The organism is Methylovorus sp. MP688, from assembly GCF_000183115.1.
Taxonomy (GTDB): domain Bacteria; phylum Pseudomonadota; class Gammaproteobacteria; order Burkholderiales; family Methylophilaceae; genus Methylovorus; species Methylovorus glucosotrophus.
In genome coordinates, this window is sequence record NC_014733.1 from 2,211,710 (window position 1) to 2,228,506 (window position 16,797).

The 16,797-nt window shown below is 57.7% G+C and carries 13 protein-coding genes; 7 read left to right on the forward strand and 6 right to left on the reverse strand.

The genetic code is table 11. The features are described 5' to 3' along the window. Positions 1–79 precede the first annotated feature (79 nt). The 5 genes from MPQ_RS10505 to MPQ_RS10525 all read left to right on the forward strand — a co-directional run bounded on the left by MPQ_RS10505 (position 80) and on the right by MPQ_RS10525 (position 6,995). Positions 80–2,479 carry a catalase gene (locus tag MPQ_RS10505; protein WP_013442920.1) on the forward strand — a complete coding sequence of 800 codons (2,400 nt, stop codon included), beginning with the start codon at positions 80–82 and terminating at the stop codon, positions 2,477–2,479. 144 nt (positions 2,480–2,623) lie between these two features. Next, positions 2,624–2,935, forward strand: a complete 312-nt coding sequence (locus tag MPQ_RS10510; RefSeq protein WP_013442921.1) for a type II toxin-antitoxin system RelE/ParE family toxin — start codon at positions 2,624–2,626, stop codon at positions 2,933–2,935. Between the two features lie 2 nt (positions 2,936–2,937). Further along, positions 2,938–3,225 (forward strand): NadS family protein, encoded by a 288-nt coding sequence (gene nadS, locus MPQ_RS10515; protein WP_013442922.1) that lies wholly within the window; start codon positions 2,938–2,940, stop codon positions 3,223–3,225. 50 nt (positions 3,226–3,275) lie between these two features. Next, entirely contained in the window at positions 3,276–4,235 is a 960-nt protein-coding gene (locus MPQ_RS10520; protein ID WP_013442923.1) for a hypothetical protein, read from the forward strand. 207 nt (positions 4,236–4,442) lie between these two features. Then, positions 4,443–6,995 (forward strand): methyl-accepting chemotaxis protein, encoded by a 2,553-nt coding sequence (locus tag MPQ_RS10525; RefSeq protein WP_013442924.1) that lies wholly within the window; start codon positions 4,443–4,445, stop codon positions 6,993–6,995. A gap of 65 nt (positions 6,996–7,060) precedes the next feature. Here the strand turns inward: MPQ_RS10525 and MPQ_RS10530 are convergent, their stop codons facing one another. The 6 genes from MPQ_RS10530 to MPQ_RS10555 form a co-directional block, all read right to left on the reverse strand. Next, entirely contained in the window at positions 7,061–8,275 is a 1,215-nt protein-coding gene (locus MPQ_RS10530; RefSeq protein WP_013442925.1) for a malic enzyme-like NAD(P)-binding protein, read from the reverse strand. A gap of 59 nt (positions 8,276–8,334) precedes the next feature. Beyond that, positions 8,335–8,658: a DUF3240 family protein gene (locus tag MPQ_RS10535; protein ID WP_238525303.1), complete on the reverse strand. Its 324-nt coding sequence runs from the start codon at positions 8,656–8,658 to the stop codon at positions 8,335–8,337. A 24-nt stretch (positions 8,659–8,682) separates the two neighbouring features. Then, positions 8,683–11,748, reverse strand: coding sequence for an efflux RND transporter permease subunit (locus MPQ_RS10540; protein WP_013442927.1), 3,066 nt, complete (start codon positions 11,746–11,748; stop codon positions 8,683–8,685). Beyond that, on the reverse strand, positions 11,748–12,866 hold the full coding sequence (locus MPQ_RS10545) for an efflux RND transporter periplasmic adaptor subunit (RefSeq protein WP_013442928.1): 1,119 nt from the start codon (positions 12,864–12,866) through the stop codon (positions 11,748–11,750). The genes MPQ_RS10540 and MPQ_RS10545 overlap by 1 nt, the downstream gene beginning before the upstream one ends. Continuing rightward, positions 12,863–14,092, reverse strand: a complete 1,230-nt coding sequence (locus MPQ_RS10550; RefSeq protein ID WP_238525304.1) for a TolC family protein — start codon at positions 14,090–14,092, stop codon at positions 12,863–12,865. The genes MPQ_RS10545 and MPQ_RS10550 overlap by 4 nt, the downstream gene beginning before the upstream one ends. A gap of 116 nt (positions 14,093–14,208) precedes the next feature. Then, positions 14,209–14,607, reverse strand: coding sequence for a hypothetical protein (locus tag MPQ_RS10555; protein WP_013442930.1), 399 nt, complete (start codon positions 14,605–14,607; stop codon positions 14,209–14,211). 327 nt (positions 14,608–14,934) lie between these two features. On the opposite strand from MPQ_RS10555, the gene MPQ_RS10560 reads away from it, so the two are divergent. Then, entirely contained in the window at positions 14,935–16,314 is a 1,380-nt protein-coding gene (locus MPQ_RS10560; protein ID WP_041362334.1) for a CHASE3 domain-containing protein, read from the forward strand. After that, a complete protein-coding gene (locus MPQ_RS10565) occupies positions 16,307–16,753 on the forward strand; it encodes a response regulator (RefSeq protein ID WP_013442933.1) in 447 nt (148 codons plus the stop codon). Before MPQ_RS10560 ends, MPQ_RS10565 begins: the two co-directional genes overlap by 8 nt. Positions 16,754–16,797: the final 44 nt, after the last annotated feature.

Consider the following 16,797-nt stretch of genomic DNA (forward strand, 5'->3'; position numbering starts at 1 on the left):
CCGATGAAAGGGCATGGTAGTTCCGCCTATGCTCGGGGTCTCTTGCGGCAACGCATTCCCAACTTCATAAGGAACTGTCATGGCGTCTCAACGTAAGGCTAAGAATTCGATTGGTACGGGGGCAGCGCAGGGCACGGTGTCGGGCCCTTCCACGCATACTCCGCCCGATACCCCCAAGGCGGCCGGGCCGGCCAAGCTGGTGGAAAAAGTCGCGGGCACGGACCAGCTGTCGGCTTCGATTCCGCATAACCCATCCAAGGCCGAGGAGTATGGCGAGGCGGCGCGTTGCCCTTACACAGGGGCATTCAGTTTGCCGGATTCGCCTGCGGCTACCAGTAGCACGGTGAATGAAACGGTAGCATCGCCCAAGACTGGCGAAGGCAAAGCGCCTGCCGGTGAAAACCGCATGAAGGGCGATCTGGACCGAGTGCGTGTGGACTCCGCAGGACAGATGCTGACCACCAATCAGGGTGTGAATGTCGCCAGCAATCAGGATTCGCTGAAGATCGGTCTGCGCGGACCGACGGCGATGGAAGACTTTATCCTGCGTGAGAAGCTCACGCATTTTGACCATGAGCGCATCCCCGAGCGCGTGGTGCATGCGCGTGGCTCCGCTGCCCATGGCTATTTTGAGAATTACAAACCGCTCACCGACCTCACCAAGGCCGCGCCGTTTAACGAGGCGGGCAAGCAGACGCCGGTATTCGTGCGCTTCTCCACCGTGGCGGGCGAGCGTGGATCCATGGATACCGCGCGTGATGTACGCGGCTTTGCCGTCAAGTTTTATACCGACGCAGGCAATTGGGATCTGGTCGGCAACAACATCCCGGTGTTTTTCATCCAGGATGCGATGAAATTCCCCGACCTGGTTCACGCAGTAAAACCCGAGCCGCATTTTGGCATGCCGCAGGCCTCCAGCGCACACGATACCTATTGGGATTTTGTTTCGCTCATGCCCGAATCCACCCACATGCTGCTATGGCAGATGTCGGACCGCGCCATTCCGCGTAGCTACCGAATGATGCAAGGCTTTGGCGTGCACACCTTCCGCCTGGTGAATGACAAAAACGAATCCGTGTTCTGCAAGTTTCACTGGACGCCCGTCGCTGGGGTGCATTCGCTGGTGTGGGATGAAGCCGTGAAACTGGGCGGTGCCGACCCCGACTTTCACCGCCGTGATTTGTGGGAAGCCATCGAAGCAGGCGCCTACCCCGAGTGGGAGCTGGGCGTGCAGGTATTCACCGAAGCCCAGGCCGAGGAATTCAGCTTTGACGTGCTGGACCCGACCAAGCTCATCCCCGAAGAAATGGTACCCGTCACCCCCATCGGCAAGATGGTGCTAAACCGCAACCCCGACAACTTCTTTGCCGAAACCGAGCAAGTGGCGTTTTGCACCGCTCACATCATCCCCGGCATCGACTTCAGCAACGACCCGCTGCTGCAAGGCCGCATCCACTCTTATCTGGATACGCAGATCAGCCGCCTCGGTGGCGTCAACTTTCACGAGCTGCCCATTAACGCCCCGCTCAAGCCCGTGCACAACAACCAGCGCGATGGCATGCACCGCCAGTCCATCCCGCGTGGCCGTGTCGCGTATGAGCCCAACTCCCTGGCAGGCGGCTGTCCATTCCAGGCTGGCATGCAAGGCTTCACCAGCTTCCCCGAAACCATTACCGAAGACAAAGTGCGCGGCCGCCCAGAAAAATTTGCCGACCACTACTCGCAAGCCCGGCTATTCTGGATCAGCCAATCCCCGCCCGAGCAGCAGCACATCATCAACGCCTTCCGCTTTGAGCTCACCCGCGTGCAAACCCAGGCCATACGCGAGCGCGTCGTCTCATTGCTGGTAAATGTGGATGAAGAGCTGGCCGCAGGCGTCGCCGCCGGGCTAGGCATTGCCCTGCCCGAGGCCGCCCCGCTCGCCAGCAGCACAGACTTCCCCGTGCCACCACCGTCCACCGCCCTCTCCGAGCAACACTTCCCCGGCAATGGCATGCTGCTCGGCCGCCGCGTCGCCATACTCCTGGCCGATGGTGTAGATGGTGACAGCGTACAAACGCTTTACGACGCCATCCTCGCTGAAGGCGGCGTGCCCCGCTTGCTCGGCCTGCAGCTAGGCCCAGTAAAAGCAGACGACGGCGCAGCACTCAATGCCGAAGGCAGCATAGAAACCATGCCCAGCGTATTGTTCGACGCCGTCGCCCTGCCAGATGGCAAGCTCGTCGCCGAAAACCTCGCCGCCAGCGGCCAAACCCTGGAATTCCTGCGCGACCAATACCGTCACTGCAAACCCATGCTCGCCATCGGCGCCAGCCAACAGCTGCTGCAAACCGCAGGCATCCCGGAAACCCTGGTCGATGGCTCGCCAGACCCCACCCTGCTGGCGGTGAATACTTTGGAAGATGCACTGCAGAACTTTGTGCAGCTAGTGGGTAGCCCAAGAAGCTTTGCGCGGGAGACGGATCCGCCTATGGTTTAGAGGTATTAATACAAAGTAACTAAGCACCACCAACCCAAAGGGCTAGCTTCTGCTAGCCCTTTGGCTTTGATTGGTTTGGATATTTTCAATATTAACCACCCGCACACCTCTTGAATAAATACGCCAATGGCGTATAGTTTCCGGATGATTTTCATTGAAACGCCCACCTTCACCAGACTGATTACAGACCTGCTCCCCGATGAGGAATATGGCAAATTGCAAGAAGAGCTTGCCCGCCAGCCAGATGCAGGCGATCTCATCAAGAATGGCGGAGGAATCCGCAAACTACGCTGGAAAAGAACAGGCACTGGCAAAAGCGGCGGTATAAGGGTGATCTACTACTGGATTACCGATGACGACCAGATTTTGATGCTGGTGGCTTACCCCAAGAACGTAAAAGACAATCTCACAGATAAAGAAACCGCAATATTGCGCAAGTTGGTAAAGGAGCTATGAACATGGACAAAACATTGTTTGAAGATTTGCAACAAAGCCTGAAAGAAGCCGTTGCCATTCGCCGCAGCGAGATAGCGCCCGGCAAAGTCACTGAAATCCACACGCCCGACGCCAAGGCCATCCGCGACAAAGTCGGCCTGAGCCAGACAGAGTTTGCCCAGCTCATCGGCGTAAAAGTAGCCACATTAAGAAATTGGGAGCAGAACCGGCGCAAGCCTACGGGAGCTGCAGCGGCGTTATTGACGATTGTGGAGAAAGAACCTGCGGCGGCGTTGAGGGCGTTGCATTAAAGTTAAGAAAACTTATAAGAGGTCTCTGACCGTTAAATTGGAAAGCAAAAATGAGAAAAAACTATCTTCCTCTTAGTGACGTGCAGAAAAAAAGACTTGCCATTCTAGAACCTAGATTAAGAAACTGCGTACCGATTGCAGACATTAATAATGCAAAAATAATAACGGCAGAAATTCAAAGTTTACTTAGAAATACTGGTCACGAGACTAGATTACAACAAGCAAAAAATTGGCTTTATGAGACCTCCATCGAAGCCAACAACTTAACATTCGCTAAGATGGGACTTGAGGGGACTCGTCAGAAAGTATCGCCAAAAACTAGAGTTTACCTTGAAGCGACTGCTCTACTAGCAATATGTCACCTTAGAGAAAACGAATTAAATAAAGCAAAATTTTTAATTCATGAAGCCGTTGAATCTATAAACAATATTACGTCAGAAAAAAGAAAAAGCCAGTTTCACAGAAGGTTAATAATACGGCTTGAAGAAGAAAGTATTTTGGCAGGGTTAATTGAAAAAAATCCTGAAGAGATTTCTATCGACAGAGTTGATAAAGAAGCAGCTCATTTAGTAATGACAAAAAATGAGGATGAAATATTGCTCCAGCTGGGAAACCACATCCCAAAAAAATCAATTGATTTATTAACATATACTCGTGAAACCTATAAAAACAGATTACCTGCGCCAGATTACAAACTGCTTCCACCACCTCCTGCATTAGATAAGTCAGAGTTAGGGAAGAGGGCACAGTCTGCATTAAAAAGAGTGGCATGGAAGGCTTTATGCAATTCAGAAAGTGAATTGCATAAAGCTTGGTCCGAAGGACTATCAGTTGTTCATGATAAAAAATATATATCGGCTGCGATTATAACTGCGTTTGGCTCGTGGAGTATTTCTGGGGCAATGATTGCCATCACTATGGCAGCTTTAGCAATAAAATTCGGAGCTGAGGTATTTTGCGAAATTTATAAACCAGAGTTTCTAATGATTGATCAGAAAGATAAATCATAAATCAACTAAATAATTTAAAATTATTAGGTCTTAATTTTGCAACGCAACTACACGACTTAAACACTGACTATCCTCACATCAGTGACATAAATGGGCACCTTGCCTAAGTCCCAACCCCATTGTCACAAACCTGTAACACCCCCTCCACAAACTAGCCTCCTAATCTGAATCACTCCCCGCCCCTCGCGGGGACTTAGGAGCGCCATCATGAATATCCCCAAACTCACCGTGAACAAACGCATGCTGATCTTGCTTTTTGCGGCTTATCTCGGCCTGGCGGGCTTTGCGGGCTGGGCGTATGCCTACCTGAGCAAGTTGCAGGCGGGGGCTAGTGTGGTGAACCTGAATGCGGTGCCTAGCCTGGAAAGCCTGGGGCGCGAGAAGGCTTTGTTTGGCGATCTGCGTTTGCAGATTTCGGCGTTTATTCTGAATAACGACACGGCCAAAAAAGCCACGCTGGATAAGGAAATTCAGCAATCCATCACCGAGCTCAAGGCGGGGCTGGCGAATTACCACCGCCTGATTGCGGACCCGCAGGATGCGACACTGCTGAAAAACGCCGAGCAGGCGATGCAGCGTTATCTGCCGCGCATTGATGAGTCGTTGCAGTTTTCGCGTGATAACTCGTTTTTTGAGGCGCGCGAATCGTACATGGATAACATGGAATACGCCGACCGCGTGGATGCGGCGCTGAAGGCCCTCTTCAGCTACAAGAGCCAGCTGGCGCAGCAGGCGGTGGCGGCCACGCAGGCGGCGTTTGCGCGCACCATGCTGATAGGCGGCATAGTCACGCTGGGTTTGCTGATTGTGCTGAGCCTGATTGGCTACTGGGTGATACGCTCGGTGGAGCGCGAGCTGGGCGGCGAGCCGCATGCCGCGGCGGAGATGGCGCGGCGCATTGCCGATGGCGATTTGTCGGCGCCGATTACCATTGCCGCGCATGACAAGCAGAGCCTGATGGCTTCGATGCGCGATATGTCGTACACGCTGCAGCGGCTGATACACGATATGCGCGATCTCTCTGACCGCCACGAGGCTGGCGATATGGATGCGCGCATTGATACCACGCCTTACACCGGCGAATACCAGGCGCTGGCAGAGGGGTTGAACCGCATGCTGCTGAATTATGTGCAGCTCATGCAGCAATCCATGGCCTGCGTGCATGCCTTTGCCGAGGGGGATTTTGATGCGCGGTTGCCGGCCTTCCCCGGCAAGCAGGCGATGATCAACACCGGCATTGAAAAGCTGCGGCACAATATTCGCCAGCTGATGGCAGACATGCAGCGCATGGCGCAAGACCACGATGCCGGGCTGATGGATAGCCGGATTCCGGCGGCGAATTACCAGGGCGATTTTCAGCGCGTGGCCGAGGGCGTGAATGCCATGGTGGCGCAGCATCTCACCATCAACCACAAGGTGCTGGCCTGCATACAGGCCTTTAGCCGTGGCAATTTTGATACGCCGCTGGAGCGCTTTCCCGGGCAGCTGGCCTCGATTAACGACAATATTGAGGGCGTGCGTGCCCATCTGAAGGCGGTGATCGACTCGCTCTCGCAGCTGGCCGCGGCGCACGCGCGTGGCGAGATCGACCAGATGCTGAACCCGGAGGCGTTTGAGGGCGACTATGCCCTGATCATGCAGAGCATGAACCGCACGCTGGAAAACCACATCACCATCAACCGCAAAACCTTGGCCTGCATGGCGCAGTTCAGCGAGGGCGATTTTGATGCGCCGCTGGAAAACTTCCCCGGCCAGCAGGCGTACATCAACCACACCATGGACACCATACGCCACAAGCTGCAGGCGCTGAATGAAGATGCGCAGATGCTGGCAGCGGCGGCCAAGGCGGGCAATATCATGACGCGGGCCGATGCCAGCCGCCATCAGGGCGATTTCCGCCGCATTATCGAGGGCGTGAACAACACGCTGGAGATACTGGTGCAGCCCATGTTGCAGGTGAAAACCTCCGCCGAGACTATTCATGTAGCCGCGCAGGAGATCGCACAGGGCAATGCCGATTTATCCGCCCGCACCGAGTCGCAAGCTTCTGCCTTGGAAGAGACGGCATCCAACATGGACGAGCTGGCCGACACCGTGCGGCAGAACGCCGCGCGGGCGCAGGAGGCCAATGGCCTGGTGAAAACCGCCGCCAGCGTGGCCAAGCAAGGCGATATTGTAGTGAACGATGTGGTGGCGACCATGACGGCGATCAACCAGAGCGCGCAGAAGATTGAGGACATCATCGGCGTGATCAATGGCATCGCTTTCCAGACCAATATTCTGGCGCTGAATGCCGCCGTGGAAGCCGCACGCGCAGGCGAGCAAGGCCGTGGCTTTGCCGTGGTGGCGGGCGAAGTGCGCTCGCTGGCGCAGCGCTCGGCCTCTGCTGCGACGGAGATACGCCAGCTGATAGAAGACTCGGTGAGCAAGGCCAACCAGGGCAGCGCGCTAGTCGCGCAGGCAGGCAGCACCATGCAGGATGTGATGACCGCCGTGCAGCGCGCCAGTGAATATATGGATGATATTGCCGCCTCATCGCACGAGCAGAGCCTGGGCATACAGCAGGCGCGCATGGCGGTGAACCAGATGGATGGCGTGACGCAGCAGAATGCGGCGTTGGTGGAGCAAGCGGCGGCCGCGGCGGAATCGCTGTTGCAGCAATCGGATCAGCTGTTTGCCACGGTAAGCGCTTTCCGCCTCAGCGCACGCAGGCCAGAGTTGCCCATGTTGCGGGCACCGCTCAAGCTGGTGAATAGTTAGGCTTCAGCGGGGGCGAGACGCCCTGCGCCCCATCACATCCAGCTTCCGTTCAAATATCAGCGGGCTTACGCAACCGCCGCTGCCATATCGGCGCGGGCGGCCTCGGCCACGGCACCTGCTACTTTCTCCAGCAGTCGCGGGTCAAACGGCTTGGGGATAATGTAATCGCGGCCAAAGTGCAGCTCGCTAATGGCATAGGCATCAAGCACCGCCTGCGGCACTTCTTCACGCGCCAGTGCTGCCAGCGCATGGGCGGCGGCTACCTGCATGCCGGTGGTGATCTGGCGTGCCTTGGCATCCAGCGCGCCGCGAAACAGATAGGGGAAACACAGCGCGTTATTCACCTGGTTGGGGAAATCAGAACGGCCGGTCGCCATGATCAGATCGTCACGTACGGCCATCGCAGTGGCGGGCAGTATTTCCGGGTCCGGGTTTGCCAGGGCAAATACCACGGGCCTGGGCGCCATGAGCTTGAGCAGGTCTGGCGGCAGTGCATTGGCGGCGGATACACCGATAAACACATCGGCGCCCGGCATTACATCGGCCAGCGTGCGGGCTGAAGTCTCGCGCAACAGATCGCGGCCATAGTCGCTGATGTCGTCACGACCGGAGTGCAGCACCCCGGCAATATCCACCAGCACAATATCCTGCGCGCCCATAGCCTTGAGCAGCCGGGCGGTTGCCATGCCTGCAGCGCCCGCGCCGAGAAACACGATGCGGGCGGTGGGTAGCGTTTTGCCTTGCAGCTCCAGTGCATTCAGCAGCGCCCCGGCAATAATCGCCGCCGTGCCGTGCTGGTCATCATGAAACACAGGGATATCGAGCCGGGCCCGCAGCTCGCGCTCTATGCGAAAGCAATGCGGGGCGGCGATATCTTCCAGATTGATGCCGCCAAAGGTGGGGGCAATGTTCACCACAGTCTCGATAAAGCTTTCGATGCTGGGTGCGGTGACTTCAATATCAAACACATCAATATTGGCAAAGCGCTTGAACAGCACCGCCTTGCCCTCCATCACCGGCTTGCCCGCGAGTGCACCGACATTGCCCAGGCCGAGCACGGCGGTGCCATCGGTAATCACCGCCACCAGATTGCCTTTATTGGTATAGCGGTACGCGGCGGCGGGATCCTGATAGATGGCCTTGACCGGCTCGGCGACGCCGGGCGTATAGGCCAGCGCCAGATCAGCGGCGGTGGCGCAGGGCTTGCTCGACTCCACCGAGAGTTTGCCCGGCGTGGGTAATGCGTGGTAATCCAGGGCGCGCTGTTTCATATCCGGCATATGCTTTTCTCCACGGCATTGATAAGACACCTTAGCCTGTAAGCATCAACCCTGCCAGCTTAATCGCGCTGCGTAGCAGGCGTGTATTGCCCGGCCAGCAACAGCGGCAACACGCGGTATTCCACGGGGAAAGACACCGCGCCCTGCCCCAGCCCGGCGGCCAGCGCTTGCAGATCGGCAGCCTCGGCCTGCACGCTAAAGAGGCAGCGCCGCGTGGTGCCCAGCACTTGCTCGCGCAGGGAAAGCCCACCTTCGGGCTGACCATGCAGGCTGATCATCTGGCTGCTGAAGCGCACGCCGGGCAGGGTCTGGATCAGGTAATCCACCATCTGCTCTTCGTGCTCGGGCTGTACGCTTACTTGCAGCACAGCCATGGTTGTCATCGACTCTTGCATTGTTGTTTTTCCTTATTTGGCATGCGCAAAGCGCTGGTAAAGCATGGGCAGAAGAATGAGCGTGAGCACCGTGGAGGTAAACAAGCCGCCGATCACCACAATCGCCAGCGGGCGTTGAATCTCCGAGCCGGGGCCGGTGGCAAACAGCAAGGGCAGCAGGCCAAAGGCGGCAATGCAGGCCGTCATCAGCACTGGTCGCAAGCGACGCTTGGCGCCTTCGGTCACCACTTCCAGCATGGGCAGCCCCTGCGCGTGCAACTGGTTGAAATACGACATCATCACTACCCCATTAAGCACGGCAATGCCCAGCAATGCAATGAAACCCACCGAAGCAGGTACCGACAGGTACTCGCCCGACAGCCACAAGGCAAACACGCCGCCTATCATGGCAAACGGGATATTGCACAGAATGAGCGTGGCCTGCCGCACCGAGTGGAAGGTGGCAAACAGGATGAGGAAGATCATGGCAATGGCCGCAGGCACCACAATCGCCAGACGCGCCGCCGCCCGCTGCTGGTTTTCAAACTGGCCGCCCCAGCTCATGGAGTAGCCTTCGGGCAGCTGCACCTCTTTTTGCACGCGGGCTTTCGCTTCTTCCACAAAGCCCACCAGATCGCGGCCACGCACATTGCTGGTGACGATCACCATGCGGGCGCCGCGCTGGCGGTCTATCTTCACCGGGCCTTCTATCCGTTCCAGCTTGGCCACGGCAGATAGCGGAATGTTGCGGCCATTGGGCAGTGTCAGCATCAGGTTGCCAAAGTCCGCGGCGGACTGGCGCAGGCTCTCGCCACCGCGCACCAGCAAGGGCGTGCGGCGCTGGCCTTCCTGCACCACGGAGAGCACCTTGCCTTCGAGCTGCGCCCGCAGGATGGATTCGATCTCGGTCATGTTGAAGCCGAGCCGCCCTGCCGCAAGACGATCAATGGCAATGCGCATGTATTGCACGCCGCTGTTTTGCGGGGTGTATACATCCTGACTGCCGGGGATGCCCTGCAGGATATGCACCAGCTGCTGTGCTTTCTGGTCCAGCACATCCAGATCATTGCCAAAAATCTTGATGGCGAGATCGCCGCGCACGCCCAGGATCATTTCATTCACGCGCATATCAATCGGCTGGGTGAAGCTGTAAGCCAGGCCGGGCAGCTCTTCCATGACCTTGCGCAGGTCGTTGATCAGGGCGGCCTTATCCGGCTGGCGCCATTCAGATTGCGGCTTGAGGATGAGGAAGTTATCGGTCTGGTTCAAGCCCATGGGGTCCAGCCCCAACTCATCGGCGCCGGTACGCGAATAGATTTCCTTCACCTCCGGCACGTTCTGCAAAATGGCGCGCTGCACGTTCATGTCGGTGGTGAGGCTCTGCTGCAAATTGATCGAGGGCAGCTTTTCCACGCCGACAATAATGTCGCCTTCATCCAGCGTCGGCATGAAAATCTTGCCTATCTGCAGATACACCACCACTGTCAGCCCCAAGGCAACAAACGCAGCAATGACAAGGGCTCGGCCGTGAGCAAGCGCCCACCTCAGCGCCGGTTCATACAGCGCCAGCGCCTTGCGCACTACCCAGGGCTCTTCGTGGGGCATCTTGCGCAGCAGAAAAGACGCCAGCACCGGAATCACCGTCAGCGACAGCAGCAGCGAGGCGGAAAGCGCAAACACAATAGTCATCGCCACCGGGCGAAACAACTTGCCTTCGAGCCCTTCCAGCGTCAGCAAGGGCAGGAATACCGTGATGATGATGAGCACGCCCGCCGCCACCGGCACGCTCACTTCGCGCACCGCACGGTAGATCAGATGCAAACGCGGCAAGCCAGCGCCACGCTTGTTATCGGCCAGATGCGAGGCGATGTTTTCCACCACCACCACGGCGGCATCCACCAGCATGCCGATGGCGATAGATAGCCCGCCCAGACTCATGAGGTTGGCCGAGAGGCCAAACTCCTGCATGAGCAAAAACGTGGACAATGCCGCCAGCGGCAGGATCAGCGCCACAGTAAGCGCTGCCCGCAGATTGCCGAGGAACAGCAGAAGCAATACCAGCACCAGCACAATGGCTTCCACCAGCGCCTTGGACACGGTGTACACGGCTCTATCCACCAGGCTGCTGCGGTCATAAAACACATGAATGCTGACGCCCTTGGGCAAGGTCGGCTGCATCTCGGCCAGCTTGGCCTTGATGCCGCTCACCACCTGCCGCGCATTGGCGCCGCGCAAGCCCAGCACCAGGCCTTCGACCACTTCCTCCTTAGCATTGCTGGTCACCGCGCCATAGCGGGTCAATGCGCCCAGCTGGATGGCGGCGACATCGGCCACCCGCACCGGAATGCCATCTTCAGTGCGGATCACGGTGTTCTGCACATCTTCCAGCGTCTTGAGGCGGCCTTCGGCACGCACCAGCAGCGATTCCTCGCCATCATTCAGGCGGCCAGCACCGTCGTTGTTGTTGTTTTCGATCAGGGCATTTTGCAGCGCATCGAGCGTCACGCCGCGCGCATACATGCGCGAGTTATCGGGAATGATCTCGAAACTGCGCACCAGGCCGCCCAGCGAATTCACATCCGCCACGCCCTGCACCGTGCGCAACTGGGGCCGTATCACCCAGTCGAGCAGACTGCGGCGCTCGGCCAGGCTGAGATGGGGCGCTTCCACCGTGAACATGAACATCTCGCCCAAGGGCGTAGTCATGGGCGCCACGCCACCCGACACATCCGGCGGCAAATTGGGCAGCACGGCGCTCAGCCGCTCATTGACCTGCTGGCGCGCCCAGTAAATATCAGTGCCCTCGGCAAAGTCGATGGTGATATCGGTGAGCGCGTACTTCGCCACCGAGCGCAGCATGGTCTGCCTGGGCAGGCCCAGCATTTCCACTTCGATTGGCGCGGTGATGCGGGCTTCCACCTCTTCGGGCGTCATGCCCGGCGCCTTCATGATGATCTTCACCTGGGTGGATGAGACATCCGGAAAGGCATCAATCGGCAGTTGTTGAAACGCCTGCACCCCAGCAAAGGAGAGCATGGCGGTAAGCACCAGCATCAATACGCGCTGGGTCAGGGATAAGCGGATCAGGGCTGCCAGCATCACTCAGCTCCCAGTCCCAGCCAGCGCCCCTTGATGGCGGCCTGACCGCTGACGGCGACTTGCTCCTTGCCGGTGAAGTCGCCATTGATGACGACTTCTTCAAACTGCTCGGACACCACTTCCACCGGCATGGCGCGGAAGCCCTGCGCAGTTTTTACGAACACATAGGTTTTGCCATCATGGCGGGCAATGGCCGGACGCGGCACGCTGAAATGTGTGCTGGTACCCAGCCCGCCGATTTCTGCCTCCACAAACTGGCCGGGCGCCAGCTTCTCAGTACCGGTGGTAATGGTGGCGCGCAAATGCACCGTCTGGTCGTTCTTGTTCACGCTGCGCACGATGTGGATCAGCTTGCCGCTGGCGCCGTACTTGGGCACGCTCACCGGCATGCCGACGCTGACATAGGGCAGCACTTCCAAAGGCGCGCTGATTTCCAGCCAGAGCGGATGCAGGCGGCCGATACGGTATATAGGCGCCGACAGATCCACGCGCTGGCCAACGGCCGCAAGTTGCTCCAGCACCTGCCCGGCGGCCGGGGCGGTGAGCGTAATGCCACTCGTCATGCGGCCGGACTTTTCCAGCTGGGCAATACCGCCCGCGCCCATGCCTGCCAGCTGCAAGGCCTGCTTGCGCTGGTTAAGCAGCGCGCTCAGTTCTTCCTGCCCGCTTTGCGTGGTCTGGAAACGCCGCTTGGCGATGATGCCATCCTGATATAGCTCCTGATCGCGCTTGAGGTTGTTTTGCGCGAGGCGATATTGCGTGAGCGCCTGCAGGTAATCGCGCTGCAGGGCGATCAGCTCGGGGCTGCTGATATGCGCCAGCGGTTGCCCGGCTTTGACATCCTCGCCTGCGGCCACATACAGGGTATCCACCAGGCCGGACTGCGGGGCGGAGACCATGCGCTCCTGCCCGATGGGGATCATGATTTCGGCAGGCAGGCGATGGCTGCTGACGGGGGTATTGCGCCCCAGAGCGGCCACGCGGATGCCCAGGGTATTCTGTTGTGTTTCGGTAAAGGCGATATCCGCCGCTTGCACCAGCTGACCGGGCAACAAGCCCAGCATCAGGGTGCATATCCACATGGTCTGTTTCATGGTGTTCTTGATAGTGTTCTTCATGGTAATACTCCAACCGCCTGGTTATATCGGGCAATGTCCCATTGCAACTGTATGCGCCGGGTAGTGAGGGCGCGCTCGGCCTCGTAGGCCAGCGCCTGTATGCGCATCAGGCCGACCAGATCGGTCTCGCCGAGCTGGAATGCCTTGTTGGCAAGACGCAGGTTTTCCTGTGCCAGCGCCTGCTGCCGCGTGACCATCTCCAGCTCGGCGCGGCTCACCGTGAGGTTGTGCTCGGCCTCGTGCATGGCGGTTTCGAGTTGATAGATCAGGCTGTCGCGGGCACTCTGGGCGCGGCCAACTTCCATCTCGGCGGCCGCTTCAATGGGGGCCGCGCGCACCGGGCTATCGAGAGGGATGCGCAGCTTGAGGCCTATGCTGTCGTTAAAGGCATTTTCAAACGGGCCGCGCTGGCTGCGCGCGTTGAGGATGACTTGCGGATTTTCGCGCCGCTCCAGCCGGGCCAGCTCGCGCGCCTGCTGGGTGAGGCCCAGCCGTGACATGGCTTCGCGGTAGTAGGGATGCTGTTCGCTGTAATCTTCCTGCGCAGACTGCGCTTCATCCAGCTGCTGCGGCATGGTGTGCAAGCCGGTGAGTATGATGTAACGATGCCGCGCATGCATGAGCTCGGCCTCGGCGCGCAGGCGCCCGGTTTCGGCAATGATGCGCTCGTTCTGCGCCAGCATGAGGTCGGTCTTGGCGAGCTCACCCGCCTCAAAGCGCCGCTGCACATCGTGCTCCAGCGCCATGGCGGTGTTCAAGCGTAGGTCGGCCAGTTCCAGGGCATTGGCATTCATGCGGATATCCCAGATGGCCTCGCGCACATAGCCTGCCACCTGCAACTTCAGGCTGTCGCGGCTGGCCGCCAGGTCTTCATCGGCGGCATCGGCCACATTTTTGCGGGCATTGCGCTGGCCCTGCAGCCACACGGGCAACTCAAGCTCTGCCTGCCAGTCGCGCTCACCGCGGCCACTGCCAACGGCGTCGTTCTGCGCACTCATGCCAACGGCAGGTGCCTGTGGCAGAAACGATGTTGCCACGGTGCGGCGCGCGCGCACTTCGGCCATGCGGGCGGCCAATATCGGCTGGGTGGGGTTACGGGCATACGCTTTTTCAACCACGTCATGCAGGCTCAAGGCCGCATCGGGGTCGACAATATCGGTATGCTGGATTTCGGTATGCCCGGCATCCGCGGCCAAAGGCGCGGCCTGCACAATAGGGGCAACCAAGCTGCTTCCCATGCAGAAAATGCATAGGAAAGCACGCCCAAACAGGCGTTTCTGGTACATGTCATTCTCCTGAAGCTATCATCTGGCGCAGCAGTCGCTGCGTTCAAAGCAATAACTCAGGCGACAGGGGGCGCTCGGGAAAGATAAGGCGAATAAACCTGTGATCGACCGGCATGCTTGCCAGACACAGGGGGGAAAAGACGCTGAATGGCAGGCAATGCCAGCAGCAAGAGGAACACCAGCGCCATCATCGGCGCCTGAATCAGGAGATCCTGATCATTCTTGAGGCCATGCTCCACGGTCACGGTATGCAAGGCAGCATGGCCCATGCTGACATGGTCAGCCGCGCTATGCATTTCCGGCACATCAATATCCACCGCATGCATGTGCAGGCCATGGCCCTGATCTTCTGCATTCAATTCCAGATGCCCATGAATGAACGGCGCAAAGACTTGCAACAGGGCAAGCCAGAGCACGATGACAACAGACATGGATTTGAATGGACGGCGCAACATGCGGCAAATCTACCAAATTCAGGGGGCACTGGCAAATGAAGTCTGCGTCACAAGGCCGTTTATTTTTTTATTAAAAAATAATGACATACCCAAAAGTATGCGGGATGGCAGCCGATACTGCCTGTAATACCGCAGGTTTTGCAAGAGGCCCCGGTCTGCCTGTACCTCTGGCATGATGCTTGAAGTAGCCAGGCTATTTGCTGCCATTATTTTTATGGGTAGCACGCAGGCCGCAAGTTGGCTACTATGGCGCTTGTAACAAATCTTTACAATTGGCTTTACCGCATTAAAAACAGCGTTACCTCATTGCAGGGAGATTGTTTTGACATGAATCCGGTAATCAAGCAGTTGCTCACCCTGATCGGCATGGTCGCCGCCATGATCCTGCTGGCGGGTATCGCCTATCTGTCCTATACCCGCACCGAACATTTTGTGATCAGCTCACGCTGGGTAGATCATACCTACACCGTGCTCATACAGCTGGATAAGGTCACGGCGGACATCAAGGAAGCCGAATCCAGCGAACGCGGCTACCTGCTGACCAATGACATGCATTTTTTCCGGCTGTATGAACAAGCCGCCCAGAAACTGCCCGCAGACATGCAAAAACTGCAGATGCTGACCGACGACAACCCAGTGCAGCAACGCCAGGTAGCAGCATTCAATGCTCGTGTGCAGGACAAGATCAACTCCATCCACACCATTATTCATACCCAGCGCGAAGGTGCACGCCTGGCAACCGACCCGATCTTTCTTGGCATGCTGGATAAAGGCAAAGAGATCATGCAGGACATCCGGATTCAGGCCATGAGCATCCTCAACACCGAGCAGACCCTGCTCCGGCAGCGGCTCAAAGCCCTGGAAGACGAGGCCAACTCCACCCGCGAATGGATACTGGTAGGCAACATGCTGGCGGCCAGCATGCTGCTCTTGAGCTTCTGGCTATTGATCAAGGAAATCAAGAGCCGGGCACAGGCACAACGCAAAGCCGAGACCACCGCTTCGCAGCTGGAAATCACCAACCGCGAGCTGGAGAGTTTCAGTTACTCCGTCTCGCATGACTTGCGGGCGCCCTTGCGCGCGATTGACGGTTACTCACGCATGTTTGAAGAGGACTATAGCGACAAGTTGGATGCGGAAGGCCTGCGCCTGCTGTCGGTGGTGCGCACCAATAGCCGGAAAATGGGTCAACTGATTGACGACCTGCTGCAATTTGCCCGCTCGGGCCGCAAGCAGATTGAAGCAGAACCAATCAATATGTCGCCACTGATCAACGAGGTTTGGCAGGAGGTGACGGCGGATCAGATGGCGCACAACACCCAGCTGGAATTGCAGCAGCTACTGACGGTGCATGCAGACCGGGCCTTGATCCGGCAGGTGCTCATCAACCTGCTTTCCAATGCGGTGAAATACAGCAAAACCAAGCCGGAACCCAGGGTGATTGTGCGCTCCAGCCACAACCGCGACATGGTGACTTACGAAATCGAAGATAACGGCGTTGGCTTTGACATGCGGTATTACAACAAATTGTTTGGCGTCTTTCAGCGTTTGCATAACGCCGATGAATTTCCCGGAACCGGTGTGGGGCTTGCCATAGTGCAGCGCATTATCGTGCGGCACGGCGGTCAGGTCTGGGGCAAAAGTACCTTAGGCGAAGGTAGTGTGTTTGGATTCAGCTTACCCTGGAAGGAACCTCATCATGGATGATTTGCAACAAGTACAGATCCTGCTGGTCGAAGATAGCGAGACCGACGCCGAAATGACCCGACGCGCCCTCAAGAAAATCGGCCTGACCAATGAAATACTGTGGCTGAAAGACGGGCAGGAAGCACTGGATTATGTATTCCGGCAAGGTGCATTTGAACATCGCGTCAAGCACTCACCCAAGCTGATACTGCTGGACCTGAAAATGCCCAGGGTAGACGGCATCGAAGTATTGCAGCAGATCAAGAAATCCGAACAAACACGCATGATCCCGGTGGTAATGCTGACGTCCAGCGCTGAGGAACGCGATATCGTCAAAAGCTATGAGCTGGGCGTGAACAGTTATCTGGTCAAACCGGTGGAGTTTGACCAGTTTGTAGAGGAAGTGTCCAAAGTGGGCTGCTACTGGGCAATATTGAACAAGATTCCGCAATACCAGTAGGTGCCTGAAAAACATGCCTGGGCCACAGAGTCCGGGCAAGAGGG